The following is a 16,300-nucleotide window of genomic DNA, read 5'->3' as shown; positions in this document are numbered from 1 at the left end:
GAAAAGCTCGTTCCAATTGAAAATGGAACGAGCTTTTTCCTGCAAATCTAGTGTTTTTAACTATTTTTGACTATTTTTTTCAACTCATCTGCCACAAATTGAACGCTTGTACCTACAATGACTTGCAGACTTTCACGTCCAGTCACTTTAATACCAGGAACACCAGTTGATTTGATTTTAGTCTGATCCACTGCATCCATATCTTTAACTTCAAGTCTAAGACGTGTTGCACAGTTATCAACAGAAACGATATTTTCTTTACCGCCCAAACCTTCATAGATGATTTTAGCTTGCGCAGCAAACTTATTGTCTGCAGAACCAGCAGAAGCTTCTTCGGCTTCTGTATCAAGCTCTTCTCCACGTCCTGGAGTATTAAGATTGAACTTCACAATAATAAAACGGAATAAGAAATAATAAATAACCGCAAAAACCAAGCCCTGTACAATCAACATATATGGTTGATTAGCAAGAGGCAGTCTGGAACTTAGAACAAAGTCGACTAAACCGGCACTGAAACCAAAGCCTGCTGTCCAATGGAAAGTGGCAGCGATAGCAAGAGAAATACCTGTCAATGCAGCATGAACGACGTATAATAATGGAGCTGCAAACATAAACGCAAACTCAAGAGGCTCAGTTACACCAGTAAAGAAAGCAGCAAAACCAGCAGCAATCATTAAGGAAGCAACCTGTTTTTTATTTTTTGTTTTAGCTGTGTGATACATGGCCAATCCAGCAGCAGGCAAACCAAACATCATTACCGGGAAGAAGCCTGCTTGATACATTCCAGTAACACCTTTTACACCCTTTCCGGACCAGAAGTTACCGATGTCATTAATACCTGCAACATCAAACCAGAATACTGAGTTTAACGCATGGTGTAAACCAGTAGGAATCAATAATCTATTGAAGAATCCATATAGACCAGCCCCTGCTGCTCCCAATTTGGCAATTCCTTCACCAAAGGAAACGAGTCCAGAATAAACCGGCGGCCAAATAAAGAATAAAATAACGGAAACAACCAACATGGATACAGCTGTCATAATTGGCACTAAACGTTTCCCACTAAAGAAAGCGAGCGCATCCGGAAGCTTAACATGACTAAATCGATTATACATATTTGACGCTACGATACCGGCTATAATTCCAACAAACGCATTACCAATCTTACCAAATCCAGGATCTACACTTTCTACCTCGATTCCCTTTAGCATTGCAACGGAATCAGGTGATAGCAAGGTTGTTACGACTAAATAAGCAACTAAACCACTTAAAGCGGCAGATCCATCCTTTTCCTTTGACATACCCAGCGCTACACCGACTGCAAACAAGATTGGAATATTGTCAATGATGGAGGACCCAGCTTTGATTAAGAAGGCTGCCACCGGACTGTCAGCACCCCAGCCGCTTGGGTCAATCCAGTAACCGATACCCATCAAAATAGCAGCTGCAGGTAAAACAGCAACCGGTAACATCAACGAACTACCAAGTCTTTGAAAATATTTCTTCACTTTACTCCCTCCAATTCTTCATTTTTGACTGAAAATACTCTTTCCAGCCATATAGCTGGCCATTTTACGAAAGCGCTACCTTCGAATTATTAACTTTCAGCACCACCTCCTTAAAATCCATTTATCAATCGTTTAAATGGTCATCAAGACTGTCTCCCCTTGAATACCAGCACCCTTGCTGCGAAAGGTAATCTTCTTATCACTATTGGTCACGATAATAGGAGTAATCGTACTCTCCGCGTGTTCCTCTAAAAATGCCCAATCAATCTCAATCAGCAATTGTCCACTCTCAACGTGCTCACCTTCCTTAACTACGAGCTTGAACCCTTCTCCTTTTAAGGAAACTGTTTCAAGACCTATATGTATTAATACTTCAACACCAGATTTAGACCGAATCGCAATAGCGTGTTTAGTAGGGGTAATCATAATAATTTCTCCACTAAATGGCGCATACACATGTCCTCCTGTAGGTTGAATTGCCACACCCTCCCCCATCATTTTTTGGCTGAATACCGGATCGGGAACCTCCTCAAGAGGAATAATCGTACCGTTTAACGGTGCCAACAAATCTACCCCTTTTTTCTTAAATAATCCAAAAGCCATTCTTGATTGCCCCTTTCTGTATAAAAGTAATATCGAGTCTTTTTCATCCCATTGCACAAAAAAAGGCATGGCGGAATTATCACTAGGCTACTAGCAGCCTAGTGATTTACCACCATGCCTGATCGTATCAGTCACATGCGAGACAATATCATTTTCTAAATCTATCGTATCATTTTTCTTATTTAAATTGTAGTAGTTTTTTCACTTTTTATAATTGTTTGTAACCATTGTCATTTCTACTACACATCAAACTCCACAATCGTTTCCTCAGAATAAGCCATTGAGATTTTGAAGATTGACTAGGAACGTAATGAGCGATGAACGAGTAAGTAAGTGGGCGAAAAGTTCTCAGGCATAACGCCCTCTCTTAGATAAGGAATCACTCTTCTTTCATTTCATATGACATTTTATTCCACTACAGAAATACTTCTCATTCATGGAATATCAAAAAAAGAGCTGAACACAGCTCTTAATTGGGAAATCAAACGGAAAGCCTATCCATTTTCCACCTGTTTCGTAAAAACCTTCAACATTAAATGCTTCAATAAGTATTACTTCAACAATTCCCTTGCCTTCTCAATGGCAGCAGATACTTGCGTAAATCCTGTCCCGCCTGCACTGTTTCGTCTGCGCACAGCTTCCTCAGGCTTTAAGGCTTCATAGATATCCTCCTCGATGAGCGGAGAGGCCTCTTTAAGCGCAGATAGCGGCAGATCAAGCAAATAGCAGCCCTGCTGAATGCAATGAAGCACGAGCTTCCCGACAATCTCATGGGCTTCCCTGAACGGAATTCCCTTCGCCGCCAAATAATCAGCCAGCTCCGTTGCATTTGAGAAGTCCTGATAAACAGCTTCCTTCATGACAGCTGTATTGACTTTCATCGTGGCAATCATCCCGTTAAAGATCTTGAGCGACCCCTTAACCGTTGTAACCGTGTCGAACATCCCTTCCTTGTCCTCCTGCATATCTTTATTGTAGGCAAGAGGCAGTCCCTTCAAGAGAGTCATCAGACCAACTGCATTGCCATACACACGGCCTGTTTTCCCCCGAATTAATTCGGCCATATCCGGGTTTTTCTTCTGCGGCATGATGCTCGACCCAGTTGAAAATGTATCATCCAGCTCAATGAAACGGTATTCCTGGCTTGACCACAAAATAATTTCCTCACTGAAGCGGGAGAGATGCATCATCAAGATGGAGGCATTATGAAGAAATTCCGCAATGAAGTCTCGGTCGCTCACAGCATCTAAACTGTTTTCATATATCCCGTCAAACCCGAGCAGCTCAGCGGTCATATGACGGTCAATCGGGAAGGTAGTCCCTGCGAGAGCACCTGCACCAAGCGGGGAAAGATTAATTCTCTTCAGGCTGTCCTTAAGCCGGCCTTTATCCCGCTCAAGCATCCAGAAATACGCCATGAAGTGGTGGCCGAGTGAAATGGGCTGTGCCCGCTGCAAATGAGTATATCCAGGCACAACGGTTTCCACATGCTTGTCAGCCGTATCAACCAATGTTTTCTGAAACTCTTCAATCGTGGCAATGATTTCTTCCACCTGGCCGCGCAAATAAAGATGCATATCGGTTGCCACTTGATCATTCCGGCTTCTCGCCGTATGTAGCTTGCCTCCAACCGGTCCGATTTCGTCAATCAATAGCTTTTCAAGATTTAAATGAATGTCCTCATAATCAATGGAAAAGGAGAGTTCCCCCTTCTCAGCTTTCGCCTTCAAGGAAGAGAGCCCTCCTTCAATTAATTCTTCCTCTTCCTTCGTAATGATTCCGCAGGCACCCAGCATTTTCACATGTGCCAGGCTGCCTTCGATGTCCTCCATCACCAGTTCTTGGTCAAATGAGATGGAAGCACCGAAGGAATCAATCCATTCTTCAGCTGTTTTCGTGAATCTTCCGCCCCAAAGCTTCTTCACACTGTCACCTTCTTTTGGAGATGCACTTGGCTGTTTACTTTTGTTGGCAAGCCCCATAAATTGATAAATCCAACCGCACTTGTATGGTCAAACTCATCAGCTGATGTATAGGTGGCTAAATTCTCATCATAAAGAGAATACTCAGATTTACGTCCTTCTACAATTGCATGCCCTTTGAACAGCTTCACACGCGCAACCCCTGTGACATGGGTTTGCGACTGCTTCAAGAAGGCAAGCAATGAATCCTTAAGAGGCGAGAACCATAAGCCTTCATAAATAAGCTCCGTTAATTTCTTCTCAATAACAGGTTTGAAATGAGCCAATTCCTTCACCATTGTCAAATCTTCCAATTCTTTATGTGCCTTAATCAATGTCACGGCACCGGGGCATTCATATACTTCCCTTGATTTGATTCCGACAAGACGGTTCTCAACATGGTCAATTCGTCCAACACCATGCTTTCCGGCTAAATCATTAAGTGTAAGAATCAATTGGGATAAAGGATATTCCTTTCCGTTCAATGCGACTGGAACCCCTTCTTTAAAAGTAATTTCAACCATAGCAGGCACATCAGGTGTATTCTCTAATGGACATGTCAGATCATAGGCACCCTCTGGCGGTGCAGCCCAAGGGTCTTCTAAAACACCGCATTCATTGCTGCGTCCCCATAGGTTTTGGTCAATGGAATATGGACTGTCTAAATTAATTGGAATGGGAATATTATTTTCCTTCGCATATTGAATTTCCTCTTCACGTGACCAGCTCCACTCACGAACTGGCGCTAGCACCTTCAGTTCTGGATTCAACGCTTGGATAGATACCTCGAAACGTACTTGGTCATTTCCTTTACCCGTACAGCCATGGGCAACGGCAACCGCATTCTCCTTCTCTGCTACCTCAACAAGCTTCTTTGCAATCAACGGTCTTGAGAGAGCTGAGACAAGCGGGTATTTCCCCTCATACAATGCATGTGCCTGCAAAGCAACTAACGCAAATTCCTTCGCGAACTCTTCCTTTGCATCTATAACATAGGAAGTGCAAGCTCCTACCTTGAGGGCTTTGTCCTTTATAAATTCTAAGTCTTTCCCCTCGCCGACATCCAAGCAGCAGGCTACTACGTCATACCCCTTCTCTTTCAACCATGAAATCGCAACTGATGTATCCAAACCGCCTGAATAGGCAAGAACTACTTTCTCCTTTGTCATGTTCCTGTTCCCTCCGATGTATTTTGTATATTTATTCATTATTATATGTTTTTATGCAATTAATATGATATACACTATATCAATCCTGAAATCCTTTTTCAAGTATTTATTTTGAAAATTACTAATTTTTTATTCAGAAGGAGAAGGCAAAGTGTACGTACACCGCGAAATAATCATGGAGGTTTATCGTTAATCAGCGGACATTTGTATACAATAAGGGAGGAGCTAATAAAAGGAGGAATCCGTCAAACATGGAAACATACTTCGTTCATGATAAAAGATTAGGTATTGATATTCCAAGACTTGAGTACGATTGGGACAGCTATACAGAGAAAGATCAATCTGCCATCCTCCTTCGCTGGGAAGAAATCAGGGGAACGATACCAGACCGAGTGAAGGAGCTTGAGGGGAAAATTAATGATAAATTAAGTGAGCTGAACGAGGAAGAGAATTTCGAGAAATCCTGCACATTAAATGATGAAATCTCTGAACTTGCCTCATGCATTAATGATCTTTGGATATATTTCCGTACCAATGAAGAGCTTACAAGTAAACCCCATCGTTGATCCCAAAACGAAATGAAAAAACCGCTCCATCATTGGAACGGTTCATCGGTCTTTCCTGATCTCATGCATGATATGCCCGAGTTCCGGAATGATACATTTATTCATGGCCAAACGGACGGCACCGCTTGAACCCGGTGTTGAAAACACAGGAGTACCGAATATCACACCTGCGCTCGCTCTTGAAAGGATTGCGGCAGAGCCGATATCCTCCTGGTAGCTAAGCATGCGAAATAATTCACCGAATCCAGGAATCTCCTTCTCGTATAAAGCGGATAAAGCCTCTATCGTCACATCACGCTTTGCAATGCCCGTGCCTCCATTTGTAAGCACGCAATCAACCTCGCTGTGCCTGCAGCCCTCAAGAACAGCCCTCTGGATTTGCTCAACTTCATCTTTGACGACTTCCCGGCTGACAACTTCATGGCCGGCAGCGGTCAGCAATTGCTCCATCAGCTGCCCGCTCTTATCTGAATCCAAGTCTCTCGTGTCACTGACGGTAATGATTTTGCAACGCACGGCCTTTGGGGCTTCTTTCTTATGAATGTATGTACTAGAGCAGCTCACCATATCATTCATTCGCTTTCTTTATCTCTTAAATAGCGGTATTTATAGAATTGATTCGCAAAAGCTGTTACATTCTTGGTCAGACGGTAATTCGCCTGGCTGCCGATGGCAAGACTGATGATTGGTACACCCTTTAGCATCTGCTTACGGAAGAAATAAATGGCGAGCACCTTCATCAATTGCTTGATAGGCTGGTCCAGCCAGAATACATTGCTCATCTCTTCTCCCTCATAGAAATAATCAGAAGGCTTCTCTAAATCTTCCATAAGATCATCCCAGAAATATTTCTGCATGCGCTTTGGCATGGTCCCGGCATGGAACACCTTCAATGACAGGGCTGTTTCATAAGGCGTACTGATGTCATATCCATAGGATAAGCCAATCAGCTGGATACTGCGCAAATTAATAACCATTTGTGCCGGCAAATCAGCCGCGAGTGCCCATCCACCATTAGCAGCTGAAATACCGCCTTGTACTAGTGAATACATCCTATGGCGGGCCATTTGCTGCTCAGCGATATAGATCAGCCGGTCAACCGGCATCTCCCGGAGGTCCTGAATATCCTTGATGCGTTCATCGAACACACGAGCATTCTTCAGAATCCGGTCTCTTGCATCAGCCTGGAACTGGGATTCATGAATCATAGAATGTAGATGGAAGAGCCAGTTATCAAGCTTTGCAAAGAATTCCTCCTGTGTCGATTCTGGCAAAAGCGTAAACATGCTTTCAATCAAACGATCATAATAGGCTTCAAAGTCGGTCGGTTCATCGGACCGCATATCACTTTCCCACATCTTCAAATCCTGCAAGATTATGTCTTCTCTCTCTGTAAGCGCCATTTGATCACCTCTTCTTCAAAATTGTCATGTATCAAAAGTATACCATACCTCTCTTCTATTCTTTCACATTCAGTTACAAGCTAATCGGCTTCGAATTGAATGACTGCAATTTACCATCTCAGCCTGGCTTCTGTTACGCAAGACTCTTGTATGTTAAATGCTTTGAAAAATACACGCCGCAAACAGCTGCTTAATTTACGTTTTTTTCACTGCAATGCCATCCTTCAAATAGATTTCAGTATCCTTTGGATGATGTTTCATGCACCTCCCTAGTCAAAAAGGTAGACCTATCATTTGGTTTGCACGACTTATACAATCAAGAGCTTACTACGCTATCAAGAGCTGTGATCAGCTCTTTTTTGATATTTCACAAACGGGCAGTTTAGCGGAAGAAGGATTTAAGTTTTAAAATGAAGAATAGTCTATGAATGAACACTTTAAATTTAAGGGGAGATGTAGTTGAAAAATCAATATTTACTTTTTATGATTACATTCGTATTTATTGTACTGGTTTCATTTATACCAGCCAAAGTAATGGCAACTTCTTGGTCATATCCATTTGTGGTTTGGGATGGGTATGTCTATGCGGTAAGTGAAGAATCAGTGACCGCAATCGGAGATGAAATTGGCCAAGTTACAAATTATTCGGATATGGAACCGCAATCTGGTAATTTTTCTAATGATTATCAGAAAGGTACAAAATACTTTGAAATCAAAGGGGTTAGTACGGAGGAAGCGATAGCCGTCCAAAAATCCAATGATCAATATGTAAAAGCAGAAAGAAGAGGAGAATATGAATTTGAACAAACTTCGGAAGAACCGCTAGAGAATCTAAAAGGAGTTATTTATTCAATAGTAGGTATTTTGGCTATTATTTTCATTTATATAATCCTAAAGTATCCACGGGGTAAAAAGTAAATCCTTATTAAACAAACGGGGCTTTAGCTCAATAGCAAGTACAGCCACTTTCTTTATGGAGGTGGCTGTTTTCGCATCCCAACTAACTTTACGAAAGCAACCAAATAAAAAAGCTGTCAAAGACAGCTTCCTTAAAACATTTTCCCTTTATACTCGATAGCCTCAAGCTTCTTGAAGTCATAATCTTTCAGCTCTTCAAGAGTCAAGTTTGCAATAGCTGGAGTGTGTACCATTAAGTTAGAATCATCCCCAACATGAACGACAATCAACTTCTTCCCTCTTGCAATTGTATAGCCAGCCTCAAAAGCTGTCCCTGAGTCAGAGTAGTTTCCGTGATAAACCATGATAGTCCCATCGCAGAAGTCTAGAGCTTTAATATCATTCATATAGATAGCCATTGACCAGGCTTGAGAACCTGCCTCAAATTGGTCAAGCTGATTCAATCTAGGACTCCAGAAGTCAATCCCTTTCTCTTTCAAAATTTCCTCAACAGCTTGAACAGCTTCAAGCTCTTGCTCATTAAAAAATGGACTTGCTAGATATAGTTTCATTTCATTTTCCTCCTTATTTAAATTTATCCTGCATAATTAAAGCACCAACTAAAGTAAACACACAACAGGAAATAAATCCCTCTAAGAATTGTCCTTTGTATAGCACGACAACAAAAACGACTAAGCCAAACGGCAGAAGCCCATTGTAAATGACATTAAAAAGTTCCTGAGAACTCTCTTATCCCATCACCAAAAGCGAAACACTCATGACCATAACAGCCCCTGAATAATAGGCTGCTGAATCTTTGCCAGTTCTTGCCCCGCCAATCCGGGCTATTTTATGCCCAAACATTCCCCCCTAACTCCTCTCTATTTTGTTGCACTAAGTCAAATTTCTCATCTATAGCCGAGGAGTCATTATGACAAATAGCATACTCTTCACAGAAACGCTTCTATTTAGCTGAAAGACCAGTCAATGAACTCCTTCCCACTCTCTAGGGATTTTCCTGAAGTTCATTGGCTCACCTTCTTTCAGTAGGCTGTCTGCTGCATAGTTCTGACCTCACCTGTTTTTTTGTAACAAAAAGGCCTAGACTTTGAGCCCTCATCTTCTAACCCTACGGTTCGTTTTACTCCTTCATTACATCCAATCTATTTTATCCTTAATAGATTCCTAGGAACGAACATATCCAAGGATATAGCCATAAAAAGGCTAAGATACAAAACATCGGCATCTTGGTATACAAAAAGGACTGTGAATAATGCATTCACAGTCCTTTATAGTAATCAATTATTTTGTTAAGCGCACAACGTCACGAGCAATCATGACTTCTTCATCTGTTGGGATGATGATAACTTTTACCGGAGAGTATGGGTGGTTAACGAATTTCTCTTCGCCTCTCACGTTGTTCGCATCTTTATCCCAGTACACGCCCATGAATTCCAGGCCGTGAAGAACACGTGCACGGATTTCCGCACTGTTTTCACCGATACCTGCTGTGAAGATGATAGCATCAACACCATTCATTTTTGCAGCATAAGAACCGATGTATTTGTGGATACCGTCAGCGAATTTAGACAGAGCAAGCTCAGCACGAGCGTTTCCTTTCTCTGCTTCATCCTCGATATCACGCAAGTCACTTGAGAATCCGGAAACGCCGAGCATACCGCTCTTCTTGTTAAGGATTTCAAGTACTTCTTCAGCTGAACTGTTTGTTTTCTCCATCAAGTATGGAATCAACGCAGGGTCTAAGCTTCCAGAACGAGTTCCCATTGTTAACCCTTCAAGTGGAGTGAAGCCCATTGTTGTATCGATGGATTTACCGCCTTCGATTGCTGTGATACTTGCACCATTACCAAGGTGGCAAGAGATCAAACGAAGCTGCTCAAGCGGACGTTTAAGCAATTCTGCTGCACGCTCTGACACATATTTATGAGATGTGCCGTGGAAGCCGTATTTACGGATGCCATATTCTTTGTAATAGTCGTATGGCAAGCTGTAAAGGTAAGAAGACTCAGGCATTGTTTGGTGGAATGCAGTATCAAACACAGCAACTGCAGGAACGTTTGGCAATACTTCGCGGAACGCTCTGATTCCAGTCGCATTTGCTGGATTGTGAAGTGGAGCAAGCTCTGAAAGCTGCTCGATTTGTGCAAGTACTTCATCTGTGATAACAGCAGAATCCGTGAAGAGTTCACCGCCGTGTACGATACGGTGACCGATTCCGTCGATTTCATCAAGTGAGTTGATGATTTTGTGTTCTGTTAATTTTTCCAACAAAAGGTTAACAGCCACAGAGTGGTCAGGAATGTCCGTTACGATGGTTTTCTTGTCACCATCTACCGTAATGGAGAAGATAGAATCAGCCAATCCGATTCTCTCTACAATTCCCTTTGTGATTACTTTTTCCTCAGGCATTTCAAATAACTGAAACTTTAATGAGGAACTACCCGCATTAATTGCGATAATTTTAGACATTTAAATCACAGCTCCCATAATTTATGCATACTGATATAATTTTAAAATCAACTTTCAAATCTCATTAAACCATTGTAACCCGATTCTAGCAACAAAATTATTTTTATGTTATCGGTTTCACAAAAAAATTTATTTTATTCAAATAATTCGAACAGATTTTAAAAAATACATCATTTACAGGAGTGGATTCTTTTTTATTTTTCTGCCTTAATCCAGTTATCAATCTTCGTCAGCATGGCAGCTGTCGCAGGTTTATCGGATAATTTCGGCATATTGACGAGAAGGACTTGCTTTGGTGCTTTCACTCCTTCACCAGCCTTTTGCAGAATAAGGATGCTCTTGGCAGACTGCTTGGTTTTAAACATGCTCTCCGGTAATTGGATAAGTCCTTGAATATAACCGTGATTATGGATGAATTGATTCAGAGCAGGTGCTTCAGCTGTATTGAACAGATCATTTGGTACAAGGAAGAATAAATAGCCCCCAGCCTTGGAATAGGTAAAGCTCTGTTCAATGAATAGGTGATGTGCATAGGACATGGAATCCTTCGCTCTTACCTTGAAGTCCTTCGCACGCTCGTTATCGGGGTAATAACCTACTGGCAGATCACATATGACGGCATCTGCAGGATCAATGAATAATGGCTGCAGGCTGTCCTGGTGCAAGAAATGGACAGGCATTCCGAGCAGGTTCGCACCTGAATAGGCTAGCTTCACCAATGTTTCATCTACCTCAATGCCTGTCGCGTTCAATTCCTTGCCTCTTAAAGCATTCATGACTGAAAAGAGAAGATTACCTGTACCAACTGCCGGGTCTAGGACTGACAGCGATTCCTGTTTGGCGGTGAATTTCTCCAGCAGATAGGCGAACATAAATCCGATTGCATCAGGTGTCATTTGATGATTCGGTTGTACATGTGTGCGCATCGCTTTCAAAATGGCTAGTTGCCATCCTTTTCGGATATCTTCCTTGCTGTATTGATCAAGATGGACTTCTTGATAAGCCTTCTTCAATTTCTTGACGGCAATCTCACTAAGTTCATCCTGCAGCACATCGCCTTGGAAGAGGTTCTCTCCTGTTTCAGCAATTGCTTCTAATTCTGTACCGCCTAATTCCTCTTGGATAACCTTCGCAGTACTTGTAATTACCTCATATATTTGTTCAACATTTGTTGTATTCATAACATTTCCTCCAACTTTGTCCTCTAGTTCTTTCCTCATTGTAGTATTACAGTCTATAAAGAACAAGTATCACCTTTTCTGACTTGAATAAACCTCTATTGAATGAATGTGCTATAACAGCTGCAACTCAAAAAAAAAGAATCCAGGCATATCGGTTCAAATGTGAACCTTCCTGGATTCCTCTTGTTCATGCTGAATTAGGACACTTAAGCTGCTTATTTAGCTGCTTTTGCTGCTTCAATTGCCGCTTCATAATTCGGATGGTCAGTGCTTTCAGGTACATATTCTACGTATGTAACTGTATTTTGACTGTCTACGACAAATACAGAGCGCGCAAGCAAACGTAACTCTTTAATATATACGCCATATGCCTCTCCAAAGGATAAATCCTTATGATCGGATACCGTTACGACATTCTCAAGACCAGCTGCCGCACACCAGCGTTTTTGCGCAAATGGCAGGTCAACACTGACCGTAATAACTTCTAAATTATCTAGTTTAGATGCTTCTTCATTGAATTTGCGGGTTTGCGCATCACATACACCTGTGTCGAGAGAAGGAACGACACTGATAATTCTAACTTTCCCTTCTGAGCTTTTCAGCGTTACTGGGGATAAATCATTTGCGAGCACAGTAAAATCTGGTGCCTTGTCACCCACTTTTACTTCTGTCCCTACTAATGTAACCGGATTACCTTTAAACGTCACGTTCGCCACACTAATTCCTCCTCAATCGTCTGAATTTTTTCATTCCTCTTTAAGTATAGGGTTTCATCTTCCCTTTGTAAAAAGCTACGATTTTTATTCTCACAAAAACGAACCACATCTCCTAAAAAGATGCGGTCTTTTTTCGTTCTCTTAATCCATGCTGTCTATACCAGATGTTTGCTGATCATTCTGCATTCCTTTTCCCTTTTTCGAAAACATGGAGCTAACCTTATCAACAGCAACAGGAGTAGCTTCCATCAATTTTTCGATTAGATGGGTATTTTCATCTAGATGCAGCATTTTAATTCCTTGAGAGCTGACAATCAAGAAAGCAATTGGGGTAATATAGACACCGCCAGCACTTCCGCCGCCAAATGGATGTCTTTGATCCTCTCCTGAAGGGCCGCTGATTTGATAATCACTGCCGCCTGCCGCATACCCGAATGCCACCTTCGATACAGTCATAATGACACTTCCGTCCGGAGTTTCGACAGGATCGCCAATAATAGTATTGACATCTACCATGCTTCTTAAGTTTTCCATCGCCGAATTCATTAATCCGCCAATTGGATGATTAGACATATGATAACCTCCTGTTAGGCCATTTGATTTTTGCCCTTATGGCTTTTTCCGCCAGTCTTATGCAGCTGCTTCTTGCTTTGCATAAATCGAGCTAATTTCCATATTGCCCTTATAGCGTTTGCCATTCTGATCTTTCCTATGCATCCAACATAGAGCTCAAGCGGTTTTTTCATCATGAAATAAGGAACGACCTCGGTTTTCGGAACAACCTCCAGTTGAAAATAACGACCAATGATTGAAATGCCTGTACCAACGATCCCCCATAATATGCCCGTTGCCATCGCCGTTGTCGGTGCATTTCCCGTTCCATAGGACAGGGAGATCTCCAGATTGGTCAATCGAATATCAGTCGTAACCTCCTTTGTCGCGGCTCTGTACTCTTTCAAATCAGATAATAATTTAGCGAGCGCATGGAAGGACCCGTCCATCTCATCAAGCGGCTGCTCCTCCTCCTGTCCTTCTTCAGATTCAGCCTTCTTTCCGTTTGCCATCGGTTCTCCCAGCTTTATGTTTTTCCCATAATGAAGCATTCCCCACCACATCTGTACCTTGATTTCAAGCTCATTTTTATGAATCGTTTTTTCATATCGAAAAGACAAGGTAACAGTCGATAGGATGAAACAGATCAGCACTATGAACAATACAAGTAAGCAAATCGATAGAATGACCAAACCAAACCCCCCTGACTTATCAACCAATCAGTATGGACAGTCCGCCTAAAAAATAAACCTGCCTGTTTTATCAACAGGCAGGTTTTTGATAGTTGTTTTCTAGCGCTCTTTATCAAGGACGACTACTGTATCGCTGAACATATCATGGAAGCCTTGTTTGCGCGGGTTAAAGGCTACGACAATATAACCAAGCAGGAAGAAGGCTGAAATATATCTTCCTATCCATTCCCTGAACAATACCGTCTTCCAATCCAGCTTATCTTGAGTCAGCGAAGTAACATGCAGTCCCATCACCATTTTCCCTAATGTTTGGGCAAAAATGAACGTCATAATGAAAAAATATCCGAAAAAGACAATTGAATCAACCACCGTATACGGCGATAAAATTCCGCTGCTGTCAATGGGAATATCGAGCAGCCGGAAAATCGGCTTGATAAAAAGCCGGCTGATGCTCCCTACAATCAGAAAATCAATTATGTACGCCCAAAACCTCATCCAAAAACCGGCACGGGTCAGCCCCTTCCCTTCTGGGGAGAAATCCTCGGCCGCCTGTATATGTGTATCTTGCTCGTTCAAGCTGTTCTCATGAATATCCGTCATTCCCGTGCCTCCTTACTCTCCAGAATATAGGTACATCATTTGCGGAGATTGATTTTCGGTCATGATGCTTTTAATGATACCTGCCTCATTATTACCTCCAACCCATTGAGTGAGCTTTAAATTCAGCATGGAGCCAAACCCAATTGTATCTGTCAGCTTAACAACAGCTGCACCCTTCAGGTCTTCATTTTTCTTCATGCCGGCAATAGCATCATCGATATAGCCAAGCTCATCAATAAGATTCAAATCCTTCGCCTGACGGCCGTCATAGATCCGGCCATCCGCCACTTTACGGACCTCATCTTCAGACATGCCTCTTCCCTCTGCAATTACCTTCACGAATTGATTATAGGAGTTATCCACTAAAGATTGGAGAATTTTCTTTTCCTCATCGGTCATATCACGGAAGGAGTTTCCCATATCCTTGAATTTCCCGCTCTTAATCGTAACAAAATCAATCCCGTATTTTTCGGCAAGGCCTTCAAAATTATAGCTTTGCATGATAACACCCAGTGACCCCGTTAATGTCTCTGGACTTGCATAAATCTTATCTGCTGGCGTTGAGACATAATACCCGCCTGAAGCAGCCATTGAGCCCATGGCTACATACACTGGCTTTCCAGCTTTTTTGACCGCCTGAATCTTCCGGTGGATTTCCGCACTCTCATGGACACCGCCTCCAGGTGAATTCACTTCAAGTACAAGCCCGCCGATTGTATCATCCTCAGCAACGGTATCTAAATGTTTAAGCAATGCCTGATGATTATATCCGCCCGTGGATAGGAGTGAGGACTCCTCACCTGTATCAGCAATCGTTCCATCGATATCCAGGACGACAATTTTCTGCTCATAATCTCCATCCTCAATGACTTCCTCTTCCGCTTCGAAGAATTCGGACATAACTTTGTCATCTGAAGAAGCCAGCAAGGAAATCGAATTCATTAAGATTGATGCGAAGAAAATAACTGCTGCAATCCCTAAGCTAAGCCATCTTTTTTTGTTCACACATTATTCCCCCTGTCAAAGTTTGAATCTTCTTATTTTACTGATAAAATTATTATAACATGTCGATGTTGGGCAAACTTAAATTTGCTAAGAATTCAGCATGTACTGCCTATTAAGGAGGTTTCGCTAAATGGACAACCGTAAAAATATCTATTTCTATCACAAGAAAGACAAGGATATTCTCGAAAGAATTGAGACCATTAAAGCAAACACAGATAAATACGGGTTCAAAACTGTTGAGAACCCTGCGGAAGCAAATATCATTGTCAGCATCGGTGATGACGGCACATTCCTGCAAGCCGTCCGCAAGACGGATTTCCGGGAGGATTGCCTCTATGCAGGGATATCCCTTAACAAGAAATTAAATATGTACTGTGATTTTTATATTGATGATACAGAAAAGATGGTTGACGCTGTCACCAGATCTGTCATTGAGGTTAGAAAGTACCCGACCATTGAAGTGACCATTGACAATGAGTACAGCTTCGATTGCTTGAATGAATGCTCCTTCCGCTCCTCCTTGATCAAAACTTTTGTCATCGAAGTTGATATTGATGGTCAGCCGTTTGAGACATTCCGCGGGGATGGGATGGTTATTGCAACCCCTACCGGTTCGACCGCCTACAATAAATCCCTTAACGGAGCTGTCGTTGACCCAACATTGCATTGTATGCAGGTAAGCGAAATCGCATCCATGAATAATAACCATTACCGGACATTAGGCTCCTCCTTCATTCTCGGAAGCGACCGCGTACTTACACTCCGTCTTTCTAAAACGGGTGATGATTATCCGGTCATTGGAATGGACAATGAGGCCATGAGCATCCAGCATATCGAACAATTGGACTTCCGCCTTAGCGGCCGCACGATTAAAACCGTCAAGCTGCGCGACAACTCCTTTTGGGAAAAGGTTCAGCGGACATTCCTATAAACGAATGAAACAGGTGAAAAACATCT

The 16,300-nt window shown here is 42.2% G+C and carries 17 protein-coding genes; 3 read left to right on the top strand and 14 right to left on the bottom strand.

The genetic code is table 11. The features are described from left to right. Window positions 1-56: 56 nt before the first annotated feature. The 4 genes from nagE to AC622_RS03995 form a co-directional block, all read right to left on the bottom strand. Window positions 57-1,508 (bottom strand): N-acetylglucosamine-specific PTS transporter subunit IIBC, encoded by a 1,452-nt coding sequence (gene nagE / locus AC622_RS04010; protein WP_049669877.1) that lies wholly within the window; start codon window positions 1,506-1,508, stop codon window positions 57-59. Window positions 1,509-1,640: 132 nt separating this feature from the next. Next, entirely contained in the window at window positions 1,641-2,111 is a 471-nt protein-coding gene (locus AC622_RS04005; RefSeq protein ID WP_049669876.1) for a PTS sugar transporter subunit IIA, read from the bottom strand. Between the two features lie 551 nt (window positions 2,112-2,662). Then, entirely contained in the window at window positions 2,663-4,036 is a 1,374-nt protein-coding gene (argH, locus tag AC622_RS04000; RefSeq protein ID WP_049669875.1) for an argininosuccinate lyase, read from the bottom strand. Beyond that, window positions 4,033-5,241, bottom strand: a complete 1,209-nt coding sequence (locus AC622_RS03995) for an argininosuccinate synthase (protein WP_049669874.1) — start codon at window positions 5,239-5,241, stop codon at window positions 4,033-4,035. The genes argH and AC622_RS03995 overlap by 4 nt, the downstream gene beginning before the upstream one ends. A gap of 251 nt (window positions 5,242-5,492) precedes the next feature. On the opposite strand from AC622_RS03995, the gene AC622_RS03990 reads away from it, so the two are divergent. Next, window positions 5,493-5,807 carry a hypothetical protein gene (locus AC622_RS03990; protein ID WP_049669873.1) on the top strand — a complete coding sequence of 105 codons (315 nt, stop codon included), beginning with the start codon at window positions 5,493-5,495 and terminating at the stop codon, window positions 5,805-5,807. 42 nt (window positions 5,808-5,849) lie between these two features. On the opposite strand, the gene AC622_RS03985 is transcribed toward AC622_RS03990, so the two are convergent. Both AC622_RS03985 and AC622_RS03980 read right to left on the bottom strand, forming a co-directional pair. Continuing rightward, window positions 5,850-6,383: a MogA/MoaB family molybdenum cofactor biosynthesis protein gene (locus AC622_RS03985; protein WP_231589477.1), complete on the bottom strand. Its 534-nt coding sequence runs from the start codon at window positions 6,381-6,383 to the stop codon at window positions 5,850-5,852. Beyond that, window positions 6,380-7,210, bottom strand: a complete 831-nt coding sequence (locus tag AC622_RS03980; protein WP_049669872.1) for an EcsC family protein — start codon at window positions 7,208-7,210, stop codon at window positions 6,380-6,382. Before AC622_RS03980 ends, AC622_RS03985 begins: the two co-directional genes overlap by 4 nt. A 459-nt stretch (window positions 7,211-7,669) precedes the next feature. On the opposite strand from AC622_RS03980, the gene AC622_RS03975 reads away from it, so the two are divergent. After that, window positions 7,670-8,128 (top strand): hypothetical protein, encoded by a 459-nt coding sequence (locus tag AC622_RS03975; RefSeq protein WP_053103711.1) that lies wholly within the window; start codon window positions 7,670-7,672, stop codon window positions 8,126-8,128. A gap of 131 nt (window positions 8,129-8,259) precedes the next feature. Here the strand turns inward: AC622_RS03975 and AC622_RS03970 are convergent, their stop codons facing one another. The 8 genes from AC622_RS03970 to sppA form a co-directional block, all read right to left on the bottom strand. After that, window positions 8,260-8,679, bottom strand: coding sequence for a nucleoside 2-deoxyribosyltransferase (locus AC622_RS03970; protein ID WP_049669871.1), 420 nt, complete (start codon window positions 8,677-8,679; stop codon window positions 8,260-8,262). Between the two features lie 730 nt (window positions 8,680-9,409). Then, window positions 9,410-10,597, bottom strand: a complete 1,188-nt coding sequence (locus tag AC622_RS03965) for an acetate kinase (protein ID WP_049669870.1) — start codon at window positions 10,595-10,597, stop codon at window positions 9,410-9,412. 194 nt (window positions 10,598-10,791) lie between these two features. Further along, window positions 10,792-11,778 carry a class I SAM-dependent methyltransferase gene (locus AC622_RS03960; protein ID WP_049669869.1) on the bottom strand — a complete coding sequence of 329 codons (987 nt, stop codon included), beginning with the start codon at window positions 11,776-11,778 and terminating at the stop codon, window positions 10,792-10,794. Window positions 11,779-11,993: 215 nt separating this feature from the next. Further along, a complete protein-coding gene (gene tpx, locus AC622_RS03955) occupies window positions 11,994-12,494 on the bottom strand; it encodes a thiol peroxidase (protein WP_049669868.1) in 501 nt (166 codons plus the stop codon). Between the two features lie 141 nt (window positions 12,495-12,635). Continuing rightward, window positions 12,636-13,067, bottom strand: coding sequence for a GerW family sporulation protein (gene ytfJ / locus AC622_RS03950; RefSeq protein WP_049669867.1), 432 nt, complete (start codon window positions 13,065-13,067; stop codon window positions 12,636-12,638). A 14-nt stretch (window positions 13,068-13,081) separates the two neighbouring features. Beyond that, a complete protein-coding gene (locus AC622_RS03945) occupies window positions 13,082-13,738 on the bottom strand; it encodes a DUF2953 domain-containing protein (protein ID WP_049669866.1) in 657 nt (218 codons plus the stop codon). Window positions 13,739-13,837: 99 nt separating this feature from the next. Continuing rightward, window positions 13,838-14,338 (bottom strand): RDD family protein, encoded by a 501-nt coding sequence (locus AC622_RS03940; RefSeq protein ID WP_082197010.1) that lies wholly within the window; start codon window positions 14,336-14,338, stop codon window positions 13,838-13,840. 12 nt (window positions 14,339-14,350) lie between these two features. Beyond that, entirely contained in the window at window positions 14,351-15,343 is a 993-nt protein-coding gene (gene sppA, locus AC622_RS03935) for a signal peptide peptidase SppA (RefSeq protein WP_049669865.1), read from the bottom strand. Window positions 15,344-15,473: 130 nt separating this feature from the next. Between sppA and AC622_RS03930 the strand changes: the two genes are divergently transcribed. Further along, window positions 15,474-16,274: an NAD kinase gene (locus tag AC622_RS03930; protein ID WP_049669864.1), complete on the top strand. Its 801-nt coding sequence runs from the start codon at window positions 15,474-15,476 to the stop codon at window positions 16,272-16,274. Window positions 16,275-16,300 lie beyond the last annotated feature (26 nt).

The organism is Bacillus sp. FJAT-27916, assembly GCF_001183965.1.
Classification (GTDB): Bacteria; Bacillota; Bacilli; order Bacillales; family Pradoshiaceae; genus Pradoshia.
This window is presented reverse-complemented; position numbering and strand designations above follow the sequence as displayed.